The following is a 24,179-nucleotide window of genomic DNA, read 5'->3' on the forward strand; positions in this document are numbered from 1 at the left end:
TTAGGAATTAAATTAATTACCAACCCTGGTTTTGGACAAGGGCATCATATTTTAGAACTTCACTAAAAGGAATTGGACCATAGCGCATATATTCTTCATAAAGTCTACTTTCAACATTTATAGTTTCATGACTGCCATTAAGAATACTTACCCCTTTTGCTGGCACTGTTAAATCACTATCCCATCGACGTAAATCCCAAAATCGGAATCCTTCAAAACAAAGTTCTAATCGGCGTTCATTTCTTATTAACTCCTGCATCGCATTTTTATCTGAACCTATAGTTTCTAAATATTGATCGGGTTGCGTTATCCCGGCTCGTTCACGTATTCCAGAAATAACATCGTAGGCTGAAAAGCCAACTGTTCCGTTACCACGGGGGCCCCAAGCTTCGTTAGCCGCTTCCGCATAAATCAGATATAATTCAGTATACCTCATGCGTGCCGTATAATGCTGCTGAGTATTATTAATAACAGGATCCAAGTTGACATCCTGTCTCAATAATTTTCTTAAATAAAATCCTGTTCTAGTAGAAGTTTCTGCGGCATTTAAGGCATCATTAGTAGTACCATCTACCGCTGTTATTATCGTAGAATTATTTGGTCCTACTGTACTTTGATTGACTACTACATAATGGTCTAGTCTTGGATCTCTGTTTGTGTAAGGGTTTGACGGATCATAACCGCTTGCAGGATCTGAAATTGGATAACCATTAGCCATAGGAAATGAATTTACTAGGTTCTGTGATGGATTTAGCTGCCCATCTCCAAATAACGTGGGCGGAAAATGTTGTTGTTCCAAATCGCTTGTTTGAACTACATCTGTCCTCCAAATAATTTCGGGTGGATTGTCCCCTCCCCCAATACTGCTTATTTGGGAATCATTTTTATACCAGGTATGACCGTTTTCAGCTATTCCATCTACACCACCATTTTGTGCAAGAACCTCACCCGCATAGTTTGCAACATCAGTCCAGGTAGTACTATTCCCATCGGCATAAGCAGGACTGGCAGCCAATAAAGCAGCTTTTGCTCTTATGGTTTTAGCTATACGTCCAGTCATCCTTTGCTTGGCATATTCTCCAAAAACTCTATTATAATCTGCCAAATCTGTATAGCCTTCTGGCAAATTGGAAAGTGTTTCATAGTCTAATGGTAATAATGCTTCAGCTTCTCCGACATCTGCATATAGTTGTTGCATGCAAGCTTCAAAAGTTGCTCGTGGTTGGTTAAATTCAGAACCTGTTTCCTCTGGTTCTAATAAAATTGGAACGCCCAAGAGTTCTCCATTTGCCCAGCCTGCATGCTGGCGTAAAAGATAGTACATAAATAAAGCTCTTAGCCCATAAGCCTCTCCTTTAAGTCTGTTATTAAACATTTCACTAACTTCCTCATCTTCAGCCCAAGTCACTTTATCGGCTTCTCGCAGAAAAATATTGAGGTACTGTATGGCTGCATTAGCATTTTGCCATTGATCAAACGGATTGTTTTGAGCAGTCCATTGTCCGGTAGCAATCTCACGGTAAGGATTGTCATTCACGTTGCTCACGGCATCATCGGTAGCTACATCACTAAAGGTATAATTATTATTAGGAAGCCGTGTATATCCATTTAGTAAAATACCCTGGGCAAACTCGGCCTCAGAATACATATCTTCCAGACTACGGTTATTTTCTATGGCAGGCTCTATAAGATCATCACAACTTACAATTGTAAAGCCTATAAATAAAAGAAGTAGTAATTTACTTTTCATTTCCTTTATGTTTAAATTTTTTAAAATATTGCTTTTAAACCCAGATTATAAAACCTGTTTTGAGGCGCACTTCCAACGTTTAACTCCAAAATTTCTCTTTCAGGAGATATGGTTAAAAGATTAGCCCCATTAACATATACACCCAACTCCTCTACAAAAGACTTACGAAATAACGCTTTTGGCAAGTTATAGGATATTTGAACTTTTGCCAGATCAAAACGATCTGTACTATAAAGCCAGAAATCTGAAGACCTAAAATTATTATTGCTATTGGTTGTTGTTAATCTTGGATATGTTGCCGTTTCACTGGTTTCCGGTGTCCAACGATCTCGAGCTATTACTGAATATTTATCTTCGCCATCCATCCAAAAATAAGAGTTATTTTTCATGGCATGAGCTCCAAATCGTCCTATACCCAGTGCAAAGAAAGTAAGATTCTTCCATTTTGCAGTAAAGTTAACACCTAAGGTAAAAGGAGCACCATACCAACCACCTTTGCCTAGGTATACCTCATCTTGATTATCTATAACTCCATCTCCATTTTGATCGACATATTTTATATCTCCCGGTGCAACCTCACCAAAACTTTGCGATGCTGAGTTATCGATTTCTTCATCATTACTAAACAAGCCTTCACTCTCCAATCCCCAAATAGCGTCTAAAGGATTTCCCTGTCTATTTTGATAGGCATCCTCAAACAATTCAGCTCTTTTTGTGGCCTTAGTTTCATAGTAGGTCCCCACTATTCCAAGTTTAGTCTCTATATTTCCAAATTGTTGATTCCAATCTGCTCGGAAATCAAATCCGATCCTTTGGTCATCATTATAGTTGACATAAGGAATAAAAGAAGAGTTTGGCCAACCTGTACTGAAATAGTTTGGGTATAAGATAGAAGCCTGTACGATACCTCCTGTCATCCTGTTCGCAAAAAATGATCCCTGAATCTGAAAAAGCTTATCAAATAACGACGCCTCTACTCCAAAATTAATTTCTTCTCTCTTAGCAAAAGTTAAATCATCATTTTGTCCTCTTCTTGAATCTATCGAACGGCTTAAAGCACCATCTCGCCAGTTAAACCAAGCTCCATCTGTTTGAGTATAGATACTTTGGTAAAGAAAGTAATCCTGTATATCTATATCGGTATGCAAAATTCCTGCAGAAGCGGTAAGTTTTAAATTATCTATTACATTAGAATTTCGAAGAAAATTTTCTTCACTTAAACGCCATCCGAAGGTAAGAGTTGGAGAAAAAGCCTGTCGATTTCCTTCAGGCAATTTGGCCGAATGGACAAAGGCACCACTAAAGTTTGCAAAATATTTATCTAAGTAATCATAACCCAAATATATACCAAGGTTAGCATTACTAGTACGATGATATTCCTGAGAAATAGATTGCTGAAAACCGTTAGCAATAAGCATTGCAGATATATTATGATCTTCTTCTATTTTGGTTTCGTAATCAAACTGTCCTGAAAATGATAGTGTCTGCCTGTACCAACTATCACTTATATTTTGGACTCCCGATCTAGCATCTTGACCAAACTGAGTAAGACCTGAAATCATGTCAGAGCCATTGTAATTTGTCCAACTAGGTTGATATACAGCGTATTCATTGTTATATGACTGATTATAGGATGTTGAATAATCTACCCCAAAATTGGAATGAAAACTTAAGCCTTTGATTATACCTCCCAAATCTGCACCAATCCCTGTATTAAACTGAAATTCTCGATTGGTGAAATTAGTTCTTCCTCCCGCATAAATTGCTGCAAAAGGATTTGTCTGGTCTAATTGAGTACCTCCCAGAAGATATTTTCCATCAATAAGGAAGCTACTATTTTCTACAAACTGCATAGAGTTCTCATCATTTTCCTCAATCATGTTTGTTGGAATGAGTGGGGAAAATCGGTTTGGTCTTAAACTTGCAGCATTTCCCCAGTAATCGGTATCATTTGCTTGATTCACGCCCCAACCATTATAATAAACGGCTGATGCATTGACAGTAGCATAAAGAAAATCGGTGATATCGATATCAACATTTCCGCGAATATTAAATCTTTGAGTTCTGTTATTTTCAGCTTCTCCAAAATCAAGAAGTGAGCCTGCAGTAAAAAAACCAAGATTAGTATAATATTGAGCAGTTTCATTACCACCGGTAATTTGAGCTGTAGCATCATAACGATTATAGGTTCGCTGTAAGTAATCTGAAGAATAATAATTAACGTCAGGATATCTATAAGGATTATCCCCAGAAGCATAGTTGTAAATAGTTTCCTCGTCATACAGTTGACTTAAACCATCGTTAGCTCTAGCTTCATTATAAAGACTCATGTATTCTGCAGATCCAAGATATTTTGGGTAACTTTTAGGAACATTCAATCCGGCATTTATCCTAACGTCTATTTCCTGTTTCTGAATTTCTCCCCTTTTTGTGGTAATTTGAACTACCCCTTTTGCAGCTTGACTACCATATAAAGCCACAGCTGAAACTCCTTTTAAAAAAGTTATTTGTTCAATTTCAGTGGGCATCACACTACCAACATCTCTTGGCACTCCGTCAATAAGTACTAGATACTCATCCATTCCCCAAATGTTACCGTGAAAACCATTTGCGAAGCCTTCCATATTCTGCAAAGTCGCAATATTGTAATTTTTTTTCATCAAAGATTCCAGATCCACAGAAGAAACTCCGTTTATTAAATTTCTTTTTTCGACTTTTCGGAAAGCAACATTTACATTCTTATAATCCTCTAATGGATCTAGTTTAATCGTATTCACTTCTGGGTTAGCAATTACCGTCTTTGCGCTATATTCAGGAGCTTCTATTTTAAGTATGGAATACAAGTCTATTGAAATAGAGAAACTACCTACTGAATCGGTAAAAACACTATTATCCGCTGAGCTAACGCTAGCACCTATTATAGGGTTGTTATCCTTACCTCGAACAGTAGCTTCCACCTGTATATTCTCAGATGTTTGTGAAACACCTGCAAAAGGCAAAAAGCCAATTAGTGCACAAAAAACTAATTTAAATTTTATATAATTCATTCTTTATAGGTTTAAATTGAACACAATGTGGTTACCAGCCAGGATTCTGACTAAATTCCAAATACATGTTTACATCCACATTTTTTAAAGGAAGCCAATAGTGTTTACTACTGTAATTTCTTTCCAGAATTATTTCCTCCCTTAAATTTAAAACCCTGTTTTGGGAAGGATCATCGGTATTCAGTTCTCCTGCGCGATCAAACTCTACAGATTTCTTTAAAGTGTATGGGCTTTCGGTTAATAATAACCATCTTCTTAAATCGTTAAACCTGTGTCTTTCAAAAGCCAGCTCTACTGATCGCTCCCGGCGTACTTCACTCATAAAACCTTCTAGAGATCCTAAAAATTCATCTGCTACCTGACCAACGCCAGCTCTTTCTCTTACAACATTAATAGCATCAACCGCAGTTTTACTGTATCCTGGAGCCTGCCCGGTTGCTGAACCGTAAGCTTGTGCCGCTGCTTCAGCATACATTAGATATACATCAGCCAACCGCATCCATGGAATATGAATATTTAGGCTATTACCATAGCCATATCCTTCATCATATTTATTGGCAGTCCTTGGAATAAATTTGTATAGTAAATAACCAGTTCTACTACCGGTTCTTATATTTCTGTAACTTCCATCGGTAAATAGATTAGCATAACGATTATATTCTTCATCTTCAGGCATAGACCCCTGTACCGTTTGTACTCCATCATAAACTATATCATTATAGAACCGGGGATCTCTATTCCTCCATGGGTACTCGGGATCATAACCAGATTCTGGATCTGCTTGAGTTATGTCTTCTATAGGCATGCCGTTAGCCATCCCATAAAAATCTACGTAATTGGCAGTAGGTAAGAACTTAACATCGCCATCGGTTAAAATAGGAGCCGGTTGATATTGCTTTGCTGTTCCATAACTAGAACCATGTGCATCAAAGTAGGGTCCCCTAAAAATTGCTTCGTTACTTCCTGGCATTTGCCAGTTTTGGCCACTGGTGTAAAAATTTAAATAATAATCTGAAAATGGTAATAACGAATAGTCTGCTTCTCCCGATTCTGTAAGGTTCAACAATTCTGCAAAAGAATTTGCAGCTTGCTCTGCGTAGTTGGTATTAAACTGAGAACTACCAGTAGATTCCTGATTCATAAGTGGGCTAGCTGCCCATAAATAATTTTTCCCTAGATAGCCTAAAGCCATAATTTTATTAATACGTAATTGATTTTTCCCTAAAGTAGCGGTACCGGCTTCCGTATCGTCCCAATCTACTGGAAGTAAATCTGCTGCGGCCCTTAGATCCTTTGCTGCCAGATCTGCAGCTTCATGATAGCTAAGACGAGGAAGCTGGAGCTGTTCATCACTGGGCAATACTTCGTCTATATAAGGTAAGCCACCAAAATATTGTATAAACTGAAAGTGAAACCATCCTCTAAAAAATAAAAGTTGCCCTTTAATTAAATCTTTTTCTTCCTGAGTGGCGTCGGTAAGCTTATCCATATTGGCAAGTCCTAAGTTGACCTTTCGTATTCCATACCAGCCTAATGTCCATAAATCCTTGCTCATACGTTGATCATTAGGATCATTAGTAGAAGCATCATTTCTGTTCATCCAGCCAGCATCCCAACCATCAAATTCGTGTTGCCAGGCCCAAAAGTTTCCGTTTTCAAACTTTGGTAAAATGTGAAAATCTCGTGCCGTAGATTGAATTTCATCGTCTCCCCAATTCCAAGAATTGGTCCAATATGCGTTGGTAAAATTAGGTATACAATGGTAAAGCTCTTCGGTAAAACCCTGAAAATTAGTGAAGTTTTTAAATGCTTCTTCTTCAGAGACAATGGAATCGGCTTCCCTGTCTAGATAATCTTCACAGGAAGAAACTATCATTAAAAGACTGATTGCTAAATTGAATTTTATTATGTTTTTGAAACAATTTTTCATAATGCTATTTTTTAAAAAGTAATATTTACTCCTAAATTGTATCGTTTCACAGTAGGGTATGCTCCCTGAGAAGCCCAACCCGTGCCAGCAAAATTAGACTCCCTGTCATCTGGCATATCAGACCATAGGAAAAGGTTGTTACCATTTAAGAATATTCTCAGGTTTTTTATACCCAGGTTTTCCGATAAACCTGAGTTTGCATCGAAAGTATAAGCTATTTCTGCATTTTTTAGTCTTAAGTAAGACCCATCGTACATATATCTATTAGCATCATTATACTCTGATGGTGTAGTCAACCAGCGTGGCACCGGGGAGTCTGCATTAAAATTATCCTTAGACCAATAACTACCTTCTTCGTACACCACGTTATTTTGACTTCCCAAGCTACCTAATACTACCTGACGGGTTACATTATTTACCCCATAGAACTGCACATAACTACTGAAACCTTTCCAATCAAATCCCACGGTAGTGTTATAGGTATTTTGTGGTGAACCAGTAAAACCAAATGGAATATTATCATAGGAATCTATAACTCCATCACCATTAAAATCGATAATATGATAATTTCCAGGTAGTTTCTGACCATCATTCGCATTGTGAATTGTACTAGCATAGAGATCATCCCAAGTATTATAATAACCTGGCGTAACATGCGAATAAGCCTGGCCTATTTGTAATCCCGCTCTTTGTTGATAATCTGGCAATAAAGTAGGATCATCCGCATTTATAACTTCGTTTTGAGCATGAGTCATATTGATATTTGACCATAATCTTAAGCCATTTTCAAACCTATAACTTAGGTTTAAATCAAATTCAAAACCTTCGTTTTTAACACGCCCCAAATTAGCTACTGGTGCTTCTGTCCCAAAATAGGAAGGTATCGCACGATCCCCTCCATTGATGAGAATATCAGTTCTTTCATCTCTAAAATAATCAAAGCTACCTTTTATAAATCCATCAAAAAAACCGAAGTCAAGCCCCAAATTAGTTTTCTTAACCTTCTCCCAGCTTACTTCAGGGTTACCTACGGAATCCTCTAAATACCAGGTATATGGACTCTCTTCAGCATTAACTCCAGTAACCCCCATTCTCGATGCACCCCCATAACCCCATTGCGTCATGTAAAGGAAACGACCATTTACATTATCATCACCTATTTCTCCGTAGTTCGCTCTAATCTTAAGCATATCAAGGAAGGAAAGATTTTTCATCAAATTCTCTCTGGACAAAATCCAGCCAATACCACCTGAAGAGAAAAATGCAAAACGATTTTCGGAACTAAATTTTTCAGACCCATTATAGGCACCATTATACTCGAAGGTATACTTATCATCCAACGTATAAGTTGTCCTAAACACCCAATCTTCACGATATTGTGGTAATTGACTTCCTGTTGCATTCTCATTCCTATTCATAAGACCCATTAATGAGACATCATGTCTACCATCAAAAGTTTGATTATACCCTAATTGGAGTTGATAAAATAATTTTCTGTAAGATGACCAATTTTGAACAGCTCCTGGACTTGTAGTCCATCTAACACCCTCTTGAAAATCAAATCTACTATTAGGATCATAAGCTTGCTGATATAAAACAGTTCCTGTATCTGGGTCGATCCACTTTTCTTGTGTTCCGTTATTTAAATCGTTAACTCCACGATCAGCTTCAACAAAGGTATTATCCAGAGCAATGGTACCGTTAAAATTAAGACCATCAAGAATCATATCAAGTTTTTGGTTTATTGTGAAATTAGTAGTTAAGCGAGTAGTTGTCATATACTGTATACCACTAATAGCTAAAGATCTTACAGAGTTGGTGGCCACACCTTCATTAGGTGCGTAATATCCCCAAGTACCATCAGAATATTGCGGTAAAAAGACATCAGGTGCTGTTGTATATGCTGCTAGCCACATGGTATATTCGTTACCGGTAGCTCCCCAAGGACTTTTCTTTACGCCATGAGATCCAGCCAAATTGACCTGAAATAATGTGGTTGGTGTTATTTGAAAATCCAAATTCCCCCTAACATTTAGTCTATTGAAACCATATCCAGGTTCATAGCCTCTGTCATTATCATATTGCTCCATTAAGTCACCTTCTCTAAGAAAGTCCGCAGTTGCAAAGTATTTTACAAAATCGGTTCCTCCACTAACATTTAAGTTAGCATTATAGGACATTGTATAATCACGAAAAAGTGTATTCGCCCAGTCAACATTTGGATATCGCTCTCGCTCTGATTGGTTTGCTGGATTTCTATATTTATCAATAATATCTAATGGCATATAATCGCTCCACGCATTGGGATTTAAAGCAAGTTCATTTTCAATAGCTTGGTTACGAACTTTTAAGGCATCATAAGCATCATATTTTCCTGGCAATTTTGATGGTCTTTTCATGGTAGTGTTTACTCGTGCCCTTATTGTGGCTTTACCTTTCTCACCTCTTTTGGTAGTTATAAGAATAACTCCATTTGCACCTCTAACCCCGTAAACTGCAGTTGCAGAAGCATCTTTTAATACAGAAATTGATTCTACAGAGCTTATTGCAACACTAGACATTGGGCGCTCCACCCCATCTACCAAGATAAGTGGAGAAGAATCGTTCCAAGTACTTTGTCCTCGAATTAAAATCCTAGGATCTTCTTCTCCTGGCATCCCAGTACTGGCACTGGTTATAACGCCAGGTACGTTTCCTGTTAGTGCTGAACCAATATTGGTTACCCCTCCTGCTCTCTCCAAAACGTCACCACTAACTTCTGCAATAGAGGCTACAACTGTCTCTCTTTTTTGTTTACCGTAACCTACAATAACCACTTCTTCAAGGGCATCTTGGTCTGGATCCATTATCACATTAATTTCAGATAGATCATTAACTTTTCTTTCGATAGTTTTATAACCTATAAAACTAAAAACCAGGGTAGCATTTGCTGGAGCCTTTATGGTAAAATTTCCATCCATATCGGTAACAGCACCAAGATTTGGTACTTCCTTCACAAGAATATTCACTCCCGGTATGCTAAGGTTATCTTCTGATGAAGTAACCGTTCCACTAATTGTTTGTTGTTCACTTCCACTGTTTGGGTTATTATAACTAGCGTAAGCCGAAGAAAAAAAAACTAGATGAATCAATAGTAGAATAAACACTATTCTAGTTGAGAAAGGATGATTTAGTAAATTTATTTTCATATTAAAATATTTTAAAATGATTCATAATCATTCTAGTTGGCTTGCCATTCATACTCGATAACGTTTTCGTGTTTAAGAATAAAAAAAGTAACATTTGAAGTACCATATCTCTTGAATAAAACCTCCTAACCATAATAGGCAGGCATCGCTTTCTTTCTTTTTGGTAATAGTTTTTCATTCCTCAATTAATATTTCATTTTCAGTATTATTTGAAATTTTAGAATAGAACGTTATTCACTGTTATTGCTTAGGATATTTTTCAGAAACAGGACTTCGATTTTTATTAACTTATAATTAAAAACCCAGTAATTTTAAGATTTTGATAAGTTATAATACCTCTAATTGTGAATTATTCATTAAAAAATCTCTGCCAAATATATCCGTTATTTCATCTTATAGATAATTGTGGTGTTACAAATACTTTACGTTATGTTACATGATGAAAAAATTATGGTAAAATGATTGTTAACTGGCTTAATACAGTACATATTTCAAGCTAATTTACTAATGCGAACCCCTATAAAACCTATACTGATCGAATTATTGTAACTTTGACTATGATCAGTTATGAAGAAATGTCTATTTTCTAAAGAAGTGGTATCAGAAACCATTCTTACATGATTATTTTGTAGAAATCATTTAAAATTCGTTGTTTCCTAAAGAGTTTTTAAAACAAAATATCGCGAATTCTTAACTGAATTTTATCAATTTTTATTTCTATAAAATTTATTCCCAATTTAGTAAGTCAAGTGATTGAGAACAATTATTGGGTTTATTCAATCAAATGGGAAGAAATTGAAGATTATTTGTTTTGATATTTATATAAAATCAACATTGAAAAATTATCAAAAATAAATTAGCCTTTTTAGAGAAATGTATCTAATCGACTTCCTTATTTTAAATTTCAATTTTGGATTCTAAGTTTTAAAAAATATTTACCTTCATTTAATTCAGCAAAAATTATATTCATTTGAAGGGTCTAATGGTCGAATTTATTCTTGGTTCTGAAAACATATTCAATGTAGATAAATCATATCTTCTAAGGTCGAGTTTGATTTGAGAGCATTACCAAATATGTTTTAGGAGTAATTGAAGATATGCTAAAAGCGAAGTAAGCACTGCTGTGATAATTATTGAACGGATAGCATTTATAAACCTTCTGTTAGAAAAAGGCTATTTAAATATACTTTTACTTCAGTTATTACCCTCTTGAATGACAAAGGGTTTACTACCGATAAACCATTTTTGTAAAGAAACTTTGCAAGTTGATAATGTTACAACTCTGGGCTTCTATGTCCACCAAATTTTCTTTACCTAAACTCTTTAAAAGTCTTTGAAGCCTGTAAACATGGTTTTGAATTAAGAATGTTTAAGAACGAACTGCTACTCTGTTTTTCATCTATTTAAAAACGAAATGCAGGGCTCATTAAACTAAACGACATTTAAGTAGAAAAGAGAGGGAATTTCAACTATTTACAAAATCTTAAGTTGAGAATCGTATATAACTTCAATGCTCTTTTTATTTCTTTCAAATTAATGCGTAAAAATTAAGAAATCAAATTTAAAATGGGTTTTGAATACACCAAATTAGATACCAAAAGGCAACAAAAACTTATAATTATATTCCAATTTTTTTAATATAACTCATCATCGATCCTGAAATAATCAAAATCGGCATAACCTCCGGAAGTTTTGGTAGCATAGTTAAAAAGTGCATATCGATATCCCATAAATTGGCCTAAACTATACTCCATTTTTAAAGGTTCTCCAATTTCTTTCCAGTTTTTGCCATTTTCAGAATAATAAAAGCGTGCGATGTCTTTCCTATTTTTAAAATCACAGGTAATTTTAAAGCATATATCGTTTCCGTTATAGGGAATTTCTTCTATCACTTTTCCATCACGTCCCTTAACCATTTGAATGCTTTTTTTATCATTTTCTAACTTGACTGCCACATAAGCATATTTATCCTGAAGCACACCAAAACCAGCAATATCGCCATCTTTTAATCCAGTAAGATCTAACGAAGTTTCTCCTGTACTCTTAGGGCCAATGGTACGTTGAGTCAACGTATTTCTGGTGGTTATAAAGGAAGTATCAATCCTACCAGTGGTAAGCCTTAGATAACCTTCACGCTCATCAAGACTCCATAAATCATTTTTTGGATTATGGTTCCATTGCCAAACCAACGGCAATTTTTTATCATTTTTGTTTCTACTGAAATTATCTGAATTTACAATATCTGGAATAAGACTTGTGTTAGCAGGAAGATCAAGTTCCATAGGGACTTTACCATCTTCACCCAAAATAGGCCAGTCATTTTTCCATTTAACCGGAACGAGGTAAGGAATTCTGCCTACCGCTCCATTATCCCGGAATAAATACGCATACCAGTCACCTGAAGGGGTATCTATTAAACCTCCTTGTGCCACACCTTTATCTTGTAAAGCCAGTTTCCCTTTGTAAGGTCCCATAATATTGTCAGCACGATGAATAACAACAGTTCGCATGATTCCCTGTGGCCAGGTTATATTAAATAAGTAATATTTACCATCTATTTTAAAGAGCTGAGAACCTTCTGCCTTTAACATGATATTTTCTCCCGCAGGCGCACTCGCATTTTCAATCAAAACTTTACCGCTGCCAGATACAATACCAGAAAGGTCATTTTTTAATTGGACAATTCTAAGTTCACCCGCGGCATAGATCATATAAATTTTACCATCATCATCAAAAAACAGCGTATTATCATGCAAACTTGGTTTGAAAGAATGCTTTTCCCAGGCTCCATGATCAATATCCTTGGTAGTATAGATATAAGTTTTTCCAGTAGTACTAGAAAAAGTGGAAACGTAGTATGTGTTATTATGGTAGCGTAAACTACTAGCCCAAGAACCCTTTCCGTAAGCATTCTCACCATTTTCCATATTTAGAGCATCGGTATCATCTAGAATATCATAGGCATAGTTTACAATTTCCCAGTTCGTGAGGTCTTTTGATTTCATGATTGGTACTCCGGGACTCATATGCATCGTGGTACTACTCATATAATAATTGTCTCCAACTCGAATCATGGAAACGTCTGGCACATCAGCATGAATTATCGGATTAATCGCTTTTTGCTGCGTAAAACCCTGAATAGAAAAAAGCAAACAGCTAATTAGAACACTAAATTTTCTTACTATCATCATTGGTTATTTTTTATCTTTTAAACAAAGGTTTTTTTGAGAGAATTCTTCTTAAGAACCTTCTATAATTCTATCACAACAAGGGCAATACTAATTACCTGAAAACCTTTAAATCTCTATCTTTTTTTATTGATTCCTGACTAATCGCACAAAATAGATTTCACTGGTTGCACTTCCTTCTCTTGGTTGAAACTTTACTCTTATACTATTTTTACCTTCAAGCATAGAATCAGGAATTTCATAGCTCATTTCCTGAAACTGACTTATTCTGGTATGTTCTTTAGTATTTACGGAATTAAGTTTCTCATCATCAATATAAATATCAAAACGCTTATCACCCCATTCAAATCCGAAATATCTTAGCATCAGGCTAAGACCAGTTTCCTTTTTGGTTTTCATTTTATAGCTGAAATAACCATCAACATGAGCGCTTCTCCAAAATTCATCCCTGTTATTACCGGTTCCTGAATTCTCTTTTTCCATAAAATGATCACTCTCGGGCTGTTGTTCGCCTGTAGCCACATAATCTATGGTACGTTGTTCTAGCGCCAGCTTCTTAGCTTCGATATTCGCTAGAGAATCGGTATAGCTTCCGTATTCTTCGGGAGTCAGCGCCAGCCAGTACATAATATACCGGGAATCGTGGATCGTATAAAAAGGCTGTAAATCAGCATCGATTTGATTTTTCATTTCAGCATTAATTCTGAAATGAAGAGGCTCATTTTCTATGGATTCCAGACTTTCAGGAAGTTCTTCAATATGATCTACAAGTAGAATAGGCGCTTCATTAATGGGTAAGCGTCTTCCAGAAGGATATTGTCCAAAACGACTATCATCTGCGATAAGTCCTCTTAGATCTTCAGTTCCCGATGGAGCTCCTAATAATACCGGTCCATGAAAAAATGCCACATATTGAGGAACATTCGGCAGCTTTTCTATGCGATTATGCATAGGAAGGTTAACTTCAACAATATCCCCTTTTTGCCAGTTTCTATCTATTTTAACGTAAGAAGAAGGCTTACCCATTATTTTAATTTCTTCTGAATTGACCTTGATTTTCATCTCGCCCTCTTTAACCCATCCCGGATAGCGAACAAATAAAGGGAATTCAGCGGTACCTTTAGTAATTTTAAGCTTTGTACCCTCTTCAGAAGGAAAATTGGTTTCCTGTTTTATTTTTACTCCCTGTTTTTCCCAGTTCAATTCTGAAGGAATAAATAAATTTACATATAAGGAATCTCCCTGATGGGTGTAGATAAACTGATTGTATTTTCCATGGTTTTCCATTCCGGTTCCAACACAACACCACATCGCCTCTTCCGGCGCAGAATAAATTCGATAATGGCGTGGCCGGGCTGGAGTAAAATAAACATAGCCTCCATGCTGCGGATGCTGAGTTGAAAGTATATGGTTGTATAATGTTCTTTCGTAATAATCAGCATATTTCGCCTCAGGATTCACTCGAAAGAGGTCTTCGGCTAACTTCAGCATATTATATGAATTACAAGACTCAGGACCATCGTCTTCGTTTATGTAATCAATACTGGCCGATTTACTGGGAAAATGTTCTTTTCTGCTATTGCCTCCAAATGCTATGCTACGGTTTTTAGTAACTGTTTCCCAGAAATAGCTTCCGGCTTTAGCAAATTTTTCATCTCCATCCATCTCAGCAATACGCTCAAATCCTACAAATTTTGGAATTTGTGTATTGGCATGTTTGTTATCCAGATTATCAATGCCCTTCGACAAAGGATTAAGTACCTGCTCATGAGAATACCTTTTAGCTGCTTCCAGATATTTCTTCTCCCCGGTTATTTGATAGGCATCGGCATAAACCTCAGGCATACCACCATGTTCCATGTTCAGCACTGATTGCATTTGCTCGTGGGAAAGATCTTCAATAAGCACTATACCCCAATCACAAAAATCAAGAAACATTTCTTTAGCCTGCTCACTATCGGCATAAAGCCAGGCATCTCTTAAACCAGCATACATTTTATGTAAATTATAGAAAGGAGCCCAGGCAGAATTATACTTCGCAAAATTTCCTTTTTTAAAGGAAGACCATAATGCCGCACTATTAGGAAAACCACCTACATAGCCTACACCCCATTCCGCATGCTTTTTTGCATTAGTGAGTTGGCATTCCTGTAGTTCTTTCAGCATATAATTCATTCGCGCTAAAAATTCCTGACTATCGGTAGCCGCATAATTCATAGCAAGAGCTGAAAGATAATGACCACCAATATGACCATCTAGTCCTTCCCAGTTGGGATAAGAGGGTTTTCTTGGTTCCAGACCGGCTTCTTTTCGGTAAGGTGCAAGTAAACGGTCTACATCGTATTCTAGCAAAACCGACATATTAAGATCACGGGCATTCTTGAATTTGCCATCGAGCAGTGTGACATTCTCCAGTGGAAATTCATTGGTGTATAGTTTTTCCTGTGCACTTACTTCTAAAAAACTGATAGCAAATACACCGAAAAGAATTACTGCCTGTATTTTTTTTATGACAATCATATTTAAATTTTTAATTATTCGCAATCCACCCTATCATTATCAAAGAGCAAATATCCTTCTCATTTAAAACTCCTAACTGTAAACTACCTCAAGAGAAGCCCCCAGAGCATTTAACCTAGATTATCAAATACACCTAGGGTCGTAAAGTATAATTAGTCCTTTTAATATCATTTTGTAAGTGCCTTTATTGGTTCGAATACGGCGATAAATCCTCCCCTTCTTAAAAGTTTTACTTTTAATGTATCCTCCGAAGTCACTTTTTCGTCACTAATATTAAACGCTTTGTCATGCTCCCCATCCTGAATCAGCTTCAGCTGATATTTAATTCCAGGTTTTAAAAACTCCAAAGTGATCTCCTTTTTGGTTTCCCGAAGCTCTGAACTAATGCCTGCCATATACCATGTTTCATCTTTACGCCTTGCAAGCGCTGCATTTTTCCCCGGATAACCATAGATAAATTTAGTGTCATCCCAAGCTGCGGGTAATTTCTTCAGAATGGTAATTACCTCTTCTGGAAGGGAATAATAGCCCTCTGGCCTATCGGCTAAATGCTGCAAACCAGATTCGAACAATATCCCCAGAGCCAGTTCATGTCCATAAGAAGTAACATGCGGATATTGCGAATTGGTAAAAGTTACCGGAGTATAATCCATGGGTCCCACCACATTCCTAGTAAATGGTAAAATAGTATTGTGCTGCGGAGCATTCATGGTAAACGTGGGAACATTATTGTACCATTCCGCACCACGAACAGCTTCATAAGTCATCAAATTTGGATATGTTCTGCTCCATCCCCGTGGTACCAGACTACCATGAAAATAAACCAATAAATTAAAATCGGCGGCATCTTCTACAATATCAAGGTAGTAATTGATCATATTTTGCTTTTCACTTTCAAAAAAGTCAACTTTAACACCGGAAATTCCAAGTTCGTTAAGTTTAGTAAATTCTTCCACGCGGTTTTCGTGTGTAAGCATTCGATCTTTTGGTGTAGCGGGAACCCAAGTATGATCGCCACCCGAATTATACCAAATAAGCGGTTTAACCCCTAATTTGTTGATATAAGCTGTGGCATCCTCCAGATTTCCGCCATTCCCCATAGCGTCCCATTCCCAATCCAAAAGTGTATATTTCCAATCCATTTTTTCAGCCAGATCAGCAAATTTTTTCACGATTTGATAATCCTTAGTCCCATGATTGCTAGACCAGTAATTCCAAGAAACCAGCCCGGGTTCAATCCAGTCGGTATCTTTTAGTTTAACAGGATCAGACACATCGGTAACCAGCGTTGATTCAGTAACTGTTGCCAAATTACCAATCATTATAACGCGCCAGGGTGATTGCCATGGCGTACTGATATCGGGGTTTGATATTCCTGTACCGCGACCATCACCTGGATTTGGAAATACCAGATTATAGGTATTGATATCTTCTTTATTGCTGAGTTTTGTACCCGCGTAAGTGCGATTCAGATTAGCTTCATGGATAAGATACCAGCCTATGGTATCACGATCATGAAAAAGCGCTGGATATCCCCATTCCCCCTGTAAACTATCTCCCTGCATTTGCTGATATAATCCCTCGTTAGCAGGATTCCATTTCTCCAGCCACCGCGTTGCCTCTACAGGTATCGAATAGGCTGTAAACTCATTATCTATACTGAAATCCCCTTCTTTATCCGGAAATTCATAACGAAAAGCTACTCCATCATTATAAACTCTAAGTACTGTATTCATTTTTTTACCGCTATCATTGCGGAAGTAAAATGTAACTTCTCTGCCAGTATTACTTGGTGAGGATTTCTTGCCATGAACAAGATTATAGGTTTCAGCAACACTTTTTATCTTGCCGGTTTTCTGAAGTTTAAGATTAGAAGAGAAATTTCCATCGCTTCTTGCAAGCCCCAGTTCAATTTTAGGGATTATGGCTTCTTCCGAAGAAGATTCATTATAAAAGACTTTAAAATACCAGTTCTCATCAACCTCATCAGGTTGATTTAATTCTACCCTAATAAGTTCATTTGGTGAAAAAAGTACCATCTCTTGTGCAGAAAGTCGAGTAAAAAGTATTAGAAAAACCGGAATATAGAACAGTCCTTTCATAACAATAAATTATACTTATTTTGAAAACATCCAGTAATCGAAATACATAAGCTGTGTTGGAGCTTTCTCCTTAACTACAAAGAATAAGTCATGTACGCCGGTAATTTCTTCTACTTCAGCATTAACCAATTTCCAGCGATCATCTCCACCAGTTAAAGGAACACCTAAAGTGGCTAAAAGTTTACCATTTTTGGAATCTGTTCGAATTTCCATCGAAACATTGTTGTTATGAACACTTCCTATTCTGGCGGTAATAGATTTTGGAGAAGTCTCCCCAAAATCTACTGCCTTCACCTGAATATAAGCTCCGTCTTTCATCGCAGTCACAAAATTACCGACTACATCATTTGATTTTGCTTTAAAACCTTCAGACCAGGCAATGGTTTCAGCTTCTGTTTTGCGATACGGATTAAGGTTTTCTAAAGCTTCCTGTATTCCGCTAGTCATATTCATCTGTTCAATGCTGCCATCTTCCTTAAATTTTAATTCCTGCACAGACACTGAACGTGTAAAACCGCTACCGCCTGGCAGTCCAGCATTATGATAGAAAAAATAGGTTTTACCTTTATAATCTACAATCCCGGGATGATTCGTAAAACTACCTCCTTCCGTAGGCATCAATTTACCCTGATATTTCCAGGGCCCATTGATACTTTTACTCGTAGAATATCCAATATGCTCGGGTAAAGGACCAGCTGCAAAGAACAGATAATAAATATCATTACGTTTGTAAACCCAGGGACCTTCTTCATATGTCGTGGGTCTACGCTCGTTCTTTTCACCTTCCCTTTTGCCAAAAGCTTCAATAGTATTCGGTATTTGTTGAATATTCCCTTCCATAGAAATCATGTCTTCACTAAGCTTTACAAAATAACAAACCGGATTCCCCCAAAACATATAAGCTTGGCGGTCATCATCGATAAAAACTGCGGGATCGATATCTGCGTTACTTTCAGAAACCAAAGGCTTCCCCAAAGGATCAATAAATGGTCCATAAGGACTATCGCTCACTGCCACTCCAATCCCATTCTGATTGCTGCGATCGGTTATAGGTACATACAGGTAAAATTTACCATCTCGTTCTATAGCAGCTGGCGCCCAAGCATTTTTCAAACCCCAATCAAAATCTGTATATTCTAAAACCGCTCCGTGATCGGTCCAGTTTACCATATCATCTGTGGTATACAACCGCCAATCGTCCATAGTAAACCATGTTGAATTATCTTCATCATGACTGGTATAGAGGTACATTTTATCATTGTGCACCATAGGTGCAGGATCTGCCGTATAAGAAGTTTGAATAATAGGATTTTGTGCATTTAGGAATGAAGTTCCCAAAACACTACACAGCATCAATATATTAAATGACCGTCTCATAAATTGCTTAGTTTTTAATTACAAATCCGCCATTTGGCTGAATATCTACAGAAATCTTTCCGCTAGAAGGGATTTTAATTTCTTTGGAATGGGTTTCTTTTTTCTTATCGTCAGAAAATAAAGTCACTGTTTTTCCGGAGAGCATAGGAAGCTCTAGTTTTAATTTCTTCAAGCTTTTTTCAGCATTAACCCCGGCCACATACCAATTTTGATCATGCCGCCTTGCCAAAACCGAAAATTTTCCCGGGTATCCATCAATAAATACCGTTTCATCCCATGTAGTGGGTAACTCCCTTAGGAAATCAAGTTCAAATTCAGGCACATCTTCCAGATTATTTGGAGTTAACGCAAACATTTGTACAGGATTCTGGAATAAAACTCCCGTAGCTAGCTGGAAGGCATCAGAGGTTAACCGCTCCTGACCTTCCTTGTTACCTTTATTTAGATACTTATTCAGTAGTATTCCGCCAAATTCCATACTAGCAACAGCATTCCTGCTAAACGGATGCATGGAAGCATAAAAAGCCTCCTTATTTCTTGTATCTTGAGAAAAAATGAGCATTTCTGAAGCTAGAACTGCTTCACTTCCTACAAAATTGGGATACATTTTTTCCCATCCTCTTGGAAGTGTTGCGCCGTGAAAAATAACCATTAACCCATAATCATTGGCATCAGAAAGCATATTTTCATAGAGCTTCATAGTTTCCTGTTTGTCACCTCCAAAAAAGTCAACTTTCAATCCTTTAACACCAACTTCTTTTAGCCATTTCATTTCTTTTTTTCGGGCTATAGAAGTATTCATTTTATTAAGCGGAGTCATAAATGCATCGTTAGCTACTCCGTTTGAATTATACCAGAGGAAAACATCTACCCCTTTAGATTCGGCATAACCGATAAGTTCTTCCATCTTTTCATAACCTATTCTTTCATCCCACCAGGCATCGATAAGGATATACTCAAAATCCATTGCCGCAGCAAGATCTATGTATTTAACCTGGTCTTCATAATTCATACTGTTATCTTGCCAAACGATCCAACTCCAGGTTCCTTTTCCATATTTATAATCTTGGGAAGGCTCATAAAGCTGATCTACCACATCATAAGGAATGGTAGTTTCCACAATAGGCTTAAGATTTTCTCCAAGCGTAATAGTTCTCCAAGGCGTATGTCCCGGTAATCCAATCTGAGCGCCAACACTACCAAAACCATTGTTTTGTGCCGAATCTGGATATGCTACTGTAAAAATTCCATCTTCAAAACTGCTTAAATGTGCAGCATTATAAGAGCTACCGACTCCAGTTTCTGAAAGTAAAACCCATCCGTTTTCTCCAATTTTAAAAAGGCTTGGAAAAACATAACCTGTTTCTGAAGTATTGCTTTCAAGCTGCTCATCTGCGGAATAACCACTCTCATAGCTAGGTGCAGTTCTGGCAAAACCTCCCATAGGTTGCATCATAGGAGACAAAAATGAAGTACTAGCGGAAGGAAAATTATATCCGGTTAGTTCTTTTTCAACCACGCAAGCCCGCGTATCTCCCCATTTAGGTAATTCGTACCTAAAGGCGATATCGTTATCGCTTACCTGAAAAACCACAGACATCTCTTTTTCTTCAGCATTAGCAAAAGTAACTGTAAGCGTATTGGCCATATAAGAAACATGAGATTGCTTAATTTTTTCCATGCTATATTCTGAACTGGTAGTACCTTTTGAGGACTTCAGCAATGTCATTTTTGAAGTGAAATCTGCCTCATTAGTCACGAGTCCCAACTGAGAATTTTCTAACATGCTTTTATTATTATAAGCAACACTGTAAAAAGGTTTTCCAGTTTCGACCGTGACCGAAACTTCCAACTTGCCGTCTGGACTGCTAATGGAGGCTTCTTCCTGAGCAATAATTGAAGCCGTTAAAAGCATAAAGCATATAAGGCTGAATATTTTCATATTTTTTATTTTTGAAATTCCCAATAATCTAGATTGAATAGCTCACCATCAGCTCCTTTAAAAACAAAGTAGATATCGTGAACTCCAGATACTTTTTCTACTTCAGTAGTATATAAATTATAGGCATTCCCGGCTTCTTTCTCAATTTTGAAGCTACCGATAAGCTGCCCGTCCTTTCCATCTAGCCGAATCTCAATAGTTCCTCCTGAAACTGGCTGAGCAAAAACTTTGAATTTCTTGGCTCCATTTTTAAAATCTGCGCCCTGTACCATCGTATAATCACCATCTTCAATAGCTTTTAAATAGATCATATCCTGAGTTTTTTTGGTTTTTACACCTTCGCTCCAAGCAATGGTTTCAGCTTCTGTTCTACGGAATGGATTTAGGCTTTCAATTTGCTCTGGGCCTTTATCATTCCAGTAAGGGATAGTTTGAATGGTTCCATCCTCATTATATTTCATTTCATCTGCATCAACTGAACGTCTTTCGTAAAAGGTTGAAGTTTTACTTTTTAGAATATCATAACTGTGACCAAAAGCATACGACTTCCCTTTATATTCAACTATTCCAGGATGATTCCCTCTAGTTTTTTCAGTAGCATCCATGATCATTCCTTTATACTCCCAAGGACCTTCAGGCGAGTCGCTCATTGCATATCCTAAACCTTCAGGACAACAGGTCGAAGCATAAGCTAGATAATAATGATCATCATGCTTCCACACCCAAGGACCTTCTTGATAGTTATCAGGTTTCGAATCAATTTTTACAACTTCTCCTTCAATAGAAGTCATATCTTCATTCAGCTTAACATAATACACATCAGGATTTCCCCAATATAGATAGGCTTGCCCATCGTCATCGATAAATGGAGAAGGATCTATATCGTTCCAAATATGATCTGTATCAATCAAGCGTTTTCCCAATGGATCCTTGAATGGACCATAAGGACTATCTGAAACTAAAACTCCGATACCACTTCCGTGCATCGGGCAATACAAATAAAATTTACCGTTTCTTTCAATACACTGCACAGCCCAGGCACCATTATCTTGGGGAGCCCAGCTAAAATCCTTCAGCGAAGCCACCGCACCATGCTCTGTCCAGTTTACCATATCGGTCGATGTATACAGCAGCCAGTCCAACATTTTAAAACCTTCCGCATCATCTTCATCATGTGAATTGTATAGAAAAATAGTATCATTATATACCATTGGTGCAGGATCTGCAGTATACTTGGTTTGAATAATTGGCTTTTGAGCTGTAGCTGTAAAACCCATAATTAGGGTTAATACAGCTACAACTTTATTTAAATTTCTCAAAATCTTAAATTTTAATATGATTAATTAGGAGCCGCATCATTAGCCGAGGTTGCATATAGACCAACCATTGCACCGGTAAAACCTCCAGCTACATTTGTAGAGAGAATGTCTCCTGAAACTTTACCTCCAAGATTTTCATAATTTTCTCCATCAAGCGAATAGCTAAATTCATATTGATCTCCGTGAGCCTGTACTTTCAATGAAATAGGGTTTTCCAAATCAATTTTCTTACTTGCTACGATTTTAGATTGTCCTTTTTCGGTTCTTTCCAAAAGCACATAATAGTCCTTATCTTTTCGGATAATTCCAAAAGCATAATTAAAACGCTCATTCTGGTAACAGGTGATTCCCGCCATATCTTCAGAAGATTTAGGCTTGTATTTCATCTCAGTCATAAAGGTAAAATCCTTATGCATCTGGCGATAAAATAATGTAGAAGTTGGTGCCAGTTCATTAATATCGGTTTCGAAAGGCTCAATTCGGAGTCCATTTTTAGTCTTTTTTATAAAATCCTCTCTTGGACCTCTAAGTCCAATCCATCGGTAATCCAAAATATCTGCCTGGAAATCGTCTGTAAAAGTGAAGTTTCCGTTAGGGAAAAATCCATCTTTACCAGTGTGGTTCTCTACTCCTTCTGGCATTTGAAGTTTTGGCTCCATAGGTACAAGTCCGTTTTCAAAAACAGGGAATTTACCAGACCAGTCAACAGGTAAAATAAAGGTTTCTCTTCCGGTAGTTACTTGCCCGGCCTCGTTTGGACGAATGGCTAAGAAAACACCATAATATTTATCATTAGGACCTTTTACTAAATCAGCATGTCCTGCCCAGTCTACCATATTTTCTCTGTCTTTAGGAAAATAACGCTGAGTTAATATAGGATTGCTTGGTGCAGGTTCATAAGGCCCTTTTGGATTGTCACTTACAAAAACTACTTCACTGTGCCATCCACCTGTACCACCTTCAGCACACATTAGATAATACAGTCCGTCTTTTTTATAAACGTGCGGCGCTTCAATCCAGATTGGTTGATCCTCTAAATCCACTCCACCGTTAACGATCACTTTATCGGTTCCCTCAATAATTTGATCCTTTTCTACATCATACTCCCAGATTTTAATCACCCGGTGTCCTTGGTAAAGTGCTTCTTCCGGAGCATCATTATGCACCACAAAGGCTTTTCCATCATCATCAAAAAATATAGAAGGATCGATTCCATCAAACTTTAATTTATAAGGTTCGCTCCAACCTTGCATGGGATCTTTAGTTTTTACAACAATATTTCCCAAACCTCCAGCAAATGCAGTAGTAATCATGTAAAAAGTATCATTATTCTCATTATAAGTGATACCCGGTGCATAAACTCCCTGACTTATACTAGTATTGTGGACGTCTAGCTGCGAAGTTCTATCGAGTACATGTCCTATCTGCGTCCAGTTTACAAGATCATTAGAATGAAAAATCGGTACACCCGGAAACATGGCGAAAGAAGAACATACCATATAATAGTCATCTCCTTTACGGGTAATTGCAGGATCAGGATAGGTTCCCTGGAGTATAGGGTTATAAAATTCGCCTTCTTTCAAGGGATATTTCTTATAAACTTCGTCATCACCTTTGTAAGTAGCACTTAGAAAAACGGGCTCGTTCGTTGCTCTTTTTGGTTTTGGTTCATTATCATTTTTATGACCTGAAAATGAAAACAGCAATAGTGTCATTAAAAGAAACACTGGGCTATGCTTGTAAATTGTTGATTTAAGTGGTTTTTTCATTCTATCTAATTGTTGTATTAATTTTAATTATATAATTTTCAATTTCT

General features: G+C 37.1%; 11 protein-coding genes. All 11 read right to left on the reverse strand.

The genetic code is table 11. The features are described from left to right. Positions 1 to 16: 16 nt before the first annotated feature. The 11 genes from QWY91_RS05970 to QWY91_RS06020 all read right to left on the reverse strand — a co-directional run bounded on the left by QWY91_RS05970 (position 17) and on the right by QWY91_RS06020 (position 24,132). The gene (locus tag QWY91_RS05970) at positions 17 to 1,750 is read right to left on the reverse strand and encodes a RagB/SusD family nutrient uptake outer membrane protein (RefSeq protein ID WP_290232571.1); all 1,734 of its coding nucleotides are present in this window, start codon (positions 1,748 to 1,750) and stop codon (positions 17 to 19) included. A gap of 20 nt (positions 1,751 to 1,770) precedes the next feature. Next, entirely contained in the window at positions 1,771 to 4,797 is a 3,027-nt protein-coding gene (locus QWY91_RS05975; protein WP_290232573.1) for a SusC/RagA family TonB-linked outer membrane protein, read from the reverse strand. Between the two features lie 31 nt (positions 4,798 to 4,828). Then, a complete protein-coding gene (locus QWY91_RS05980; protein ID WP_290232575.1) occupies positions 4,829 to 6,727 on the reverse strand; it encodes a RagB/SusD family nutrient uptake outer membrane protein in 1,899 nt (632 codons plus the stop codon). Positions 6,728 to 6,738: 11 nt separating this feature from the next. Further along, on the reverse strand, positions 6,739 to 9,915 hold the full coding sequence (locus tag QWY91_RS05985) for a SusC/RagA family TonB-linked outer membrane protein (RefSeq protein ID WP_290232577.1): 3,177 nt from the start codon (positions 9,913 to 9,915) through the stop codon (positions 6,739 to 6,741). A gap of 1,634 nt (positions 9,916 to 11,549) precedes the next feature. Further along, entirely contained in the window at positions 11,550 to 13,106 is a 1,557-nt protein-coding gene (locus tag QWY91_RS05990) for a glycoside hydrolase family 43 protein (RefSeq protein ID WP_290232579.1), read from the reverse strand. 123 nt (positions 13,107 to 13,229) lie between these two features. Continuing rightward, positions 13,230 to 15,623 (reverse strand): glycoside hydrolase family 127 protein, encoded by a 2,394-nt coding sequence (locus QWY91_RS05995; RefSeq protein ID WP_290232581.1) that lies wholly within the window; start codon positions 15,621 to 15,623, stop codon positions 13,230 to 13,232. A 167-nt stretch (positions 15,624 to 15,790) separates the two neighbouring features. Beyond that, a complete protein-coding gene (locus QWY91_RS06000) occupies positions 15,791 to 17,725 on the reverse strand; it encodes a glycoside hydrolase family 97 protein (protein ID WP_290232583.1) in 1,935 nt (644 codons plus the stop codon). Between the two features lie 15 nt (positions 17,726 to 17,740). After that, complete coding sequence (locus QWY91_RS06005; protein WP_290232585.1) at positions 17,741 to 19,102, reverse strand: glycoside hydrolase family 43 protein; 1,362 nt, start codon at positions 19,100 to 19,102, stop codon at positions 17,741 to 17,743. A gap of 7 nt (positions 19,103 to 19,109) precedes the next feature. Continuing rightward, the gene (locus QWY91_RS06010) at positions 19,110 to 21,044 is read right to left on the reverse strand and encodes a glycoside hydrolase family 97 protein (protein WP_290232586.1); all 1,935 of its coding nucleotides are present in this window, start codon (positions 21,042 to 21,044) and stop codon (positions 19,110 to 19,112) included. A gap of 5 nt (positions 21,045 to 21,049) precedes the next feature. Then, entirely contained in the window at positions 21,050 to 22,363 is a 1,314-nt protein-coding gene (locus QWY91_RS06015) for a glycoside hydrolase family 43 protein (protein ID WP_290232588.1), read from the reverse strand. A 20-nt stretch (positions 22,364 to 22,383) separates the two neighbouring features. Continuing rightward, the gene (locus QWY91_RS06020) at positions 22,384 to 24,132 is read right to left on the reverse strand and encodes a glycoside hydrolase family 43 protein (protein WP_290232589.1); all 1,749 of its coding nucleotides are present in this window, start codon (positions 24,130 to 24,132) and stop codon (positions 22,384 to 22,386) included. Between the last annotated feature and the right edge of the window lie 47 nt (positions 24,133 to 24,179).

Origin of the sequence: Zunongwangia endophytica (assembly GCF_030409505.1) — a bacterium.
Taxonomy (GTDB): Bacteria; Bacteroidota; Bacteroidia; order Flavobacteriales; family Flavobacteriaceae; genus Zunongwangia; species Zunongwangia endophytica.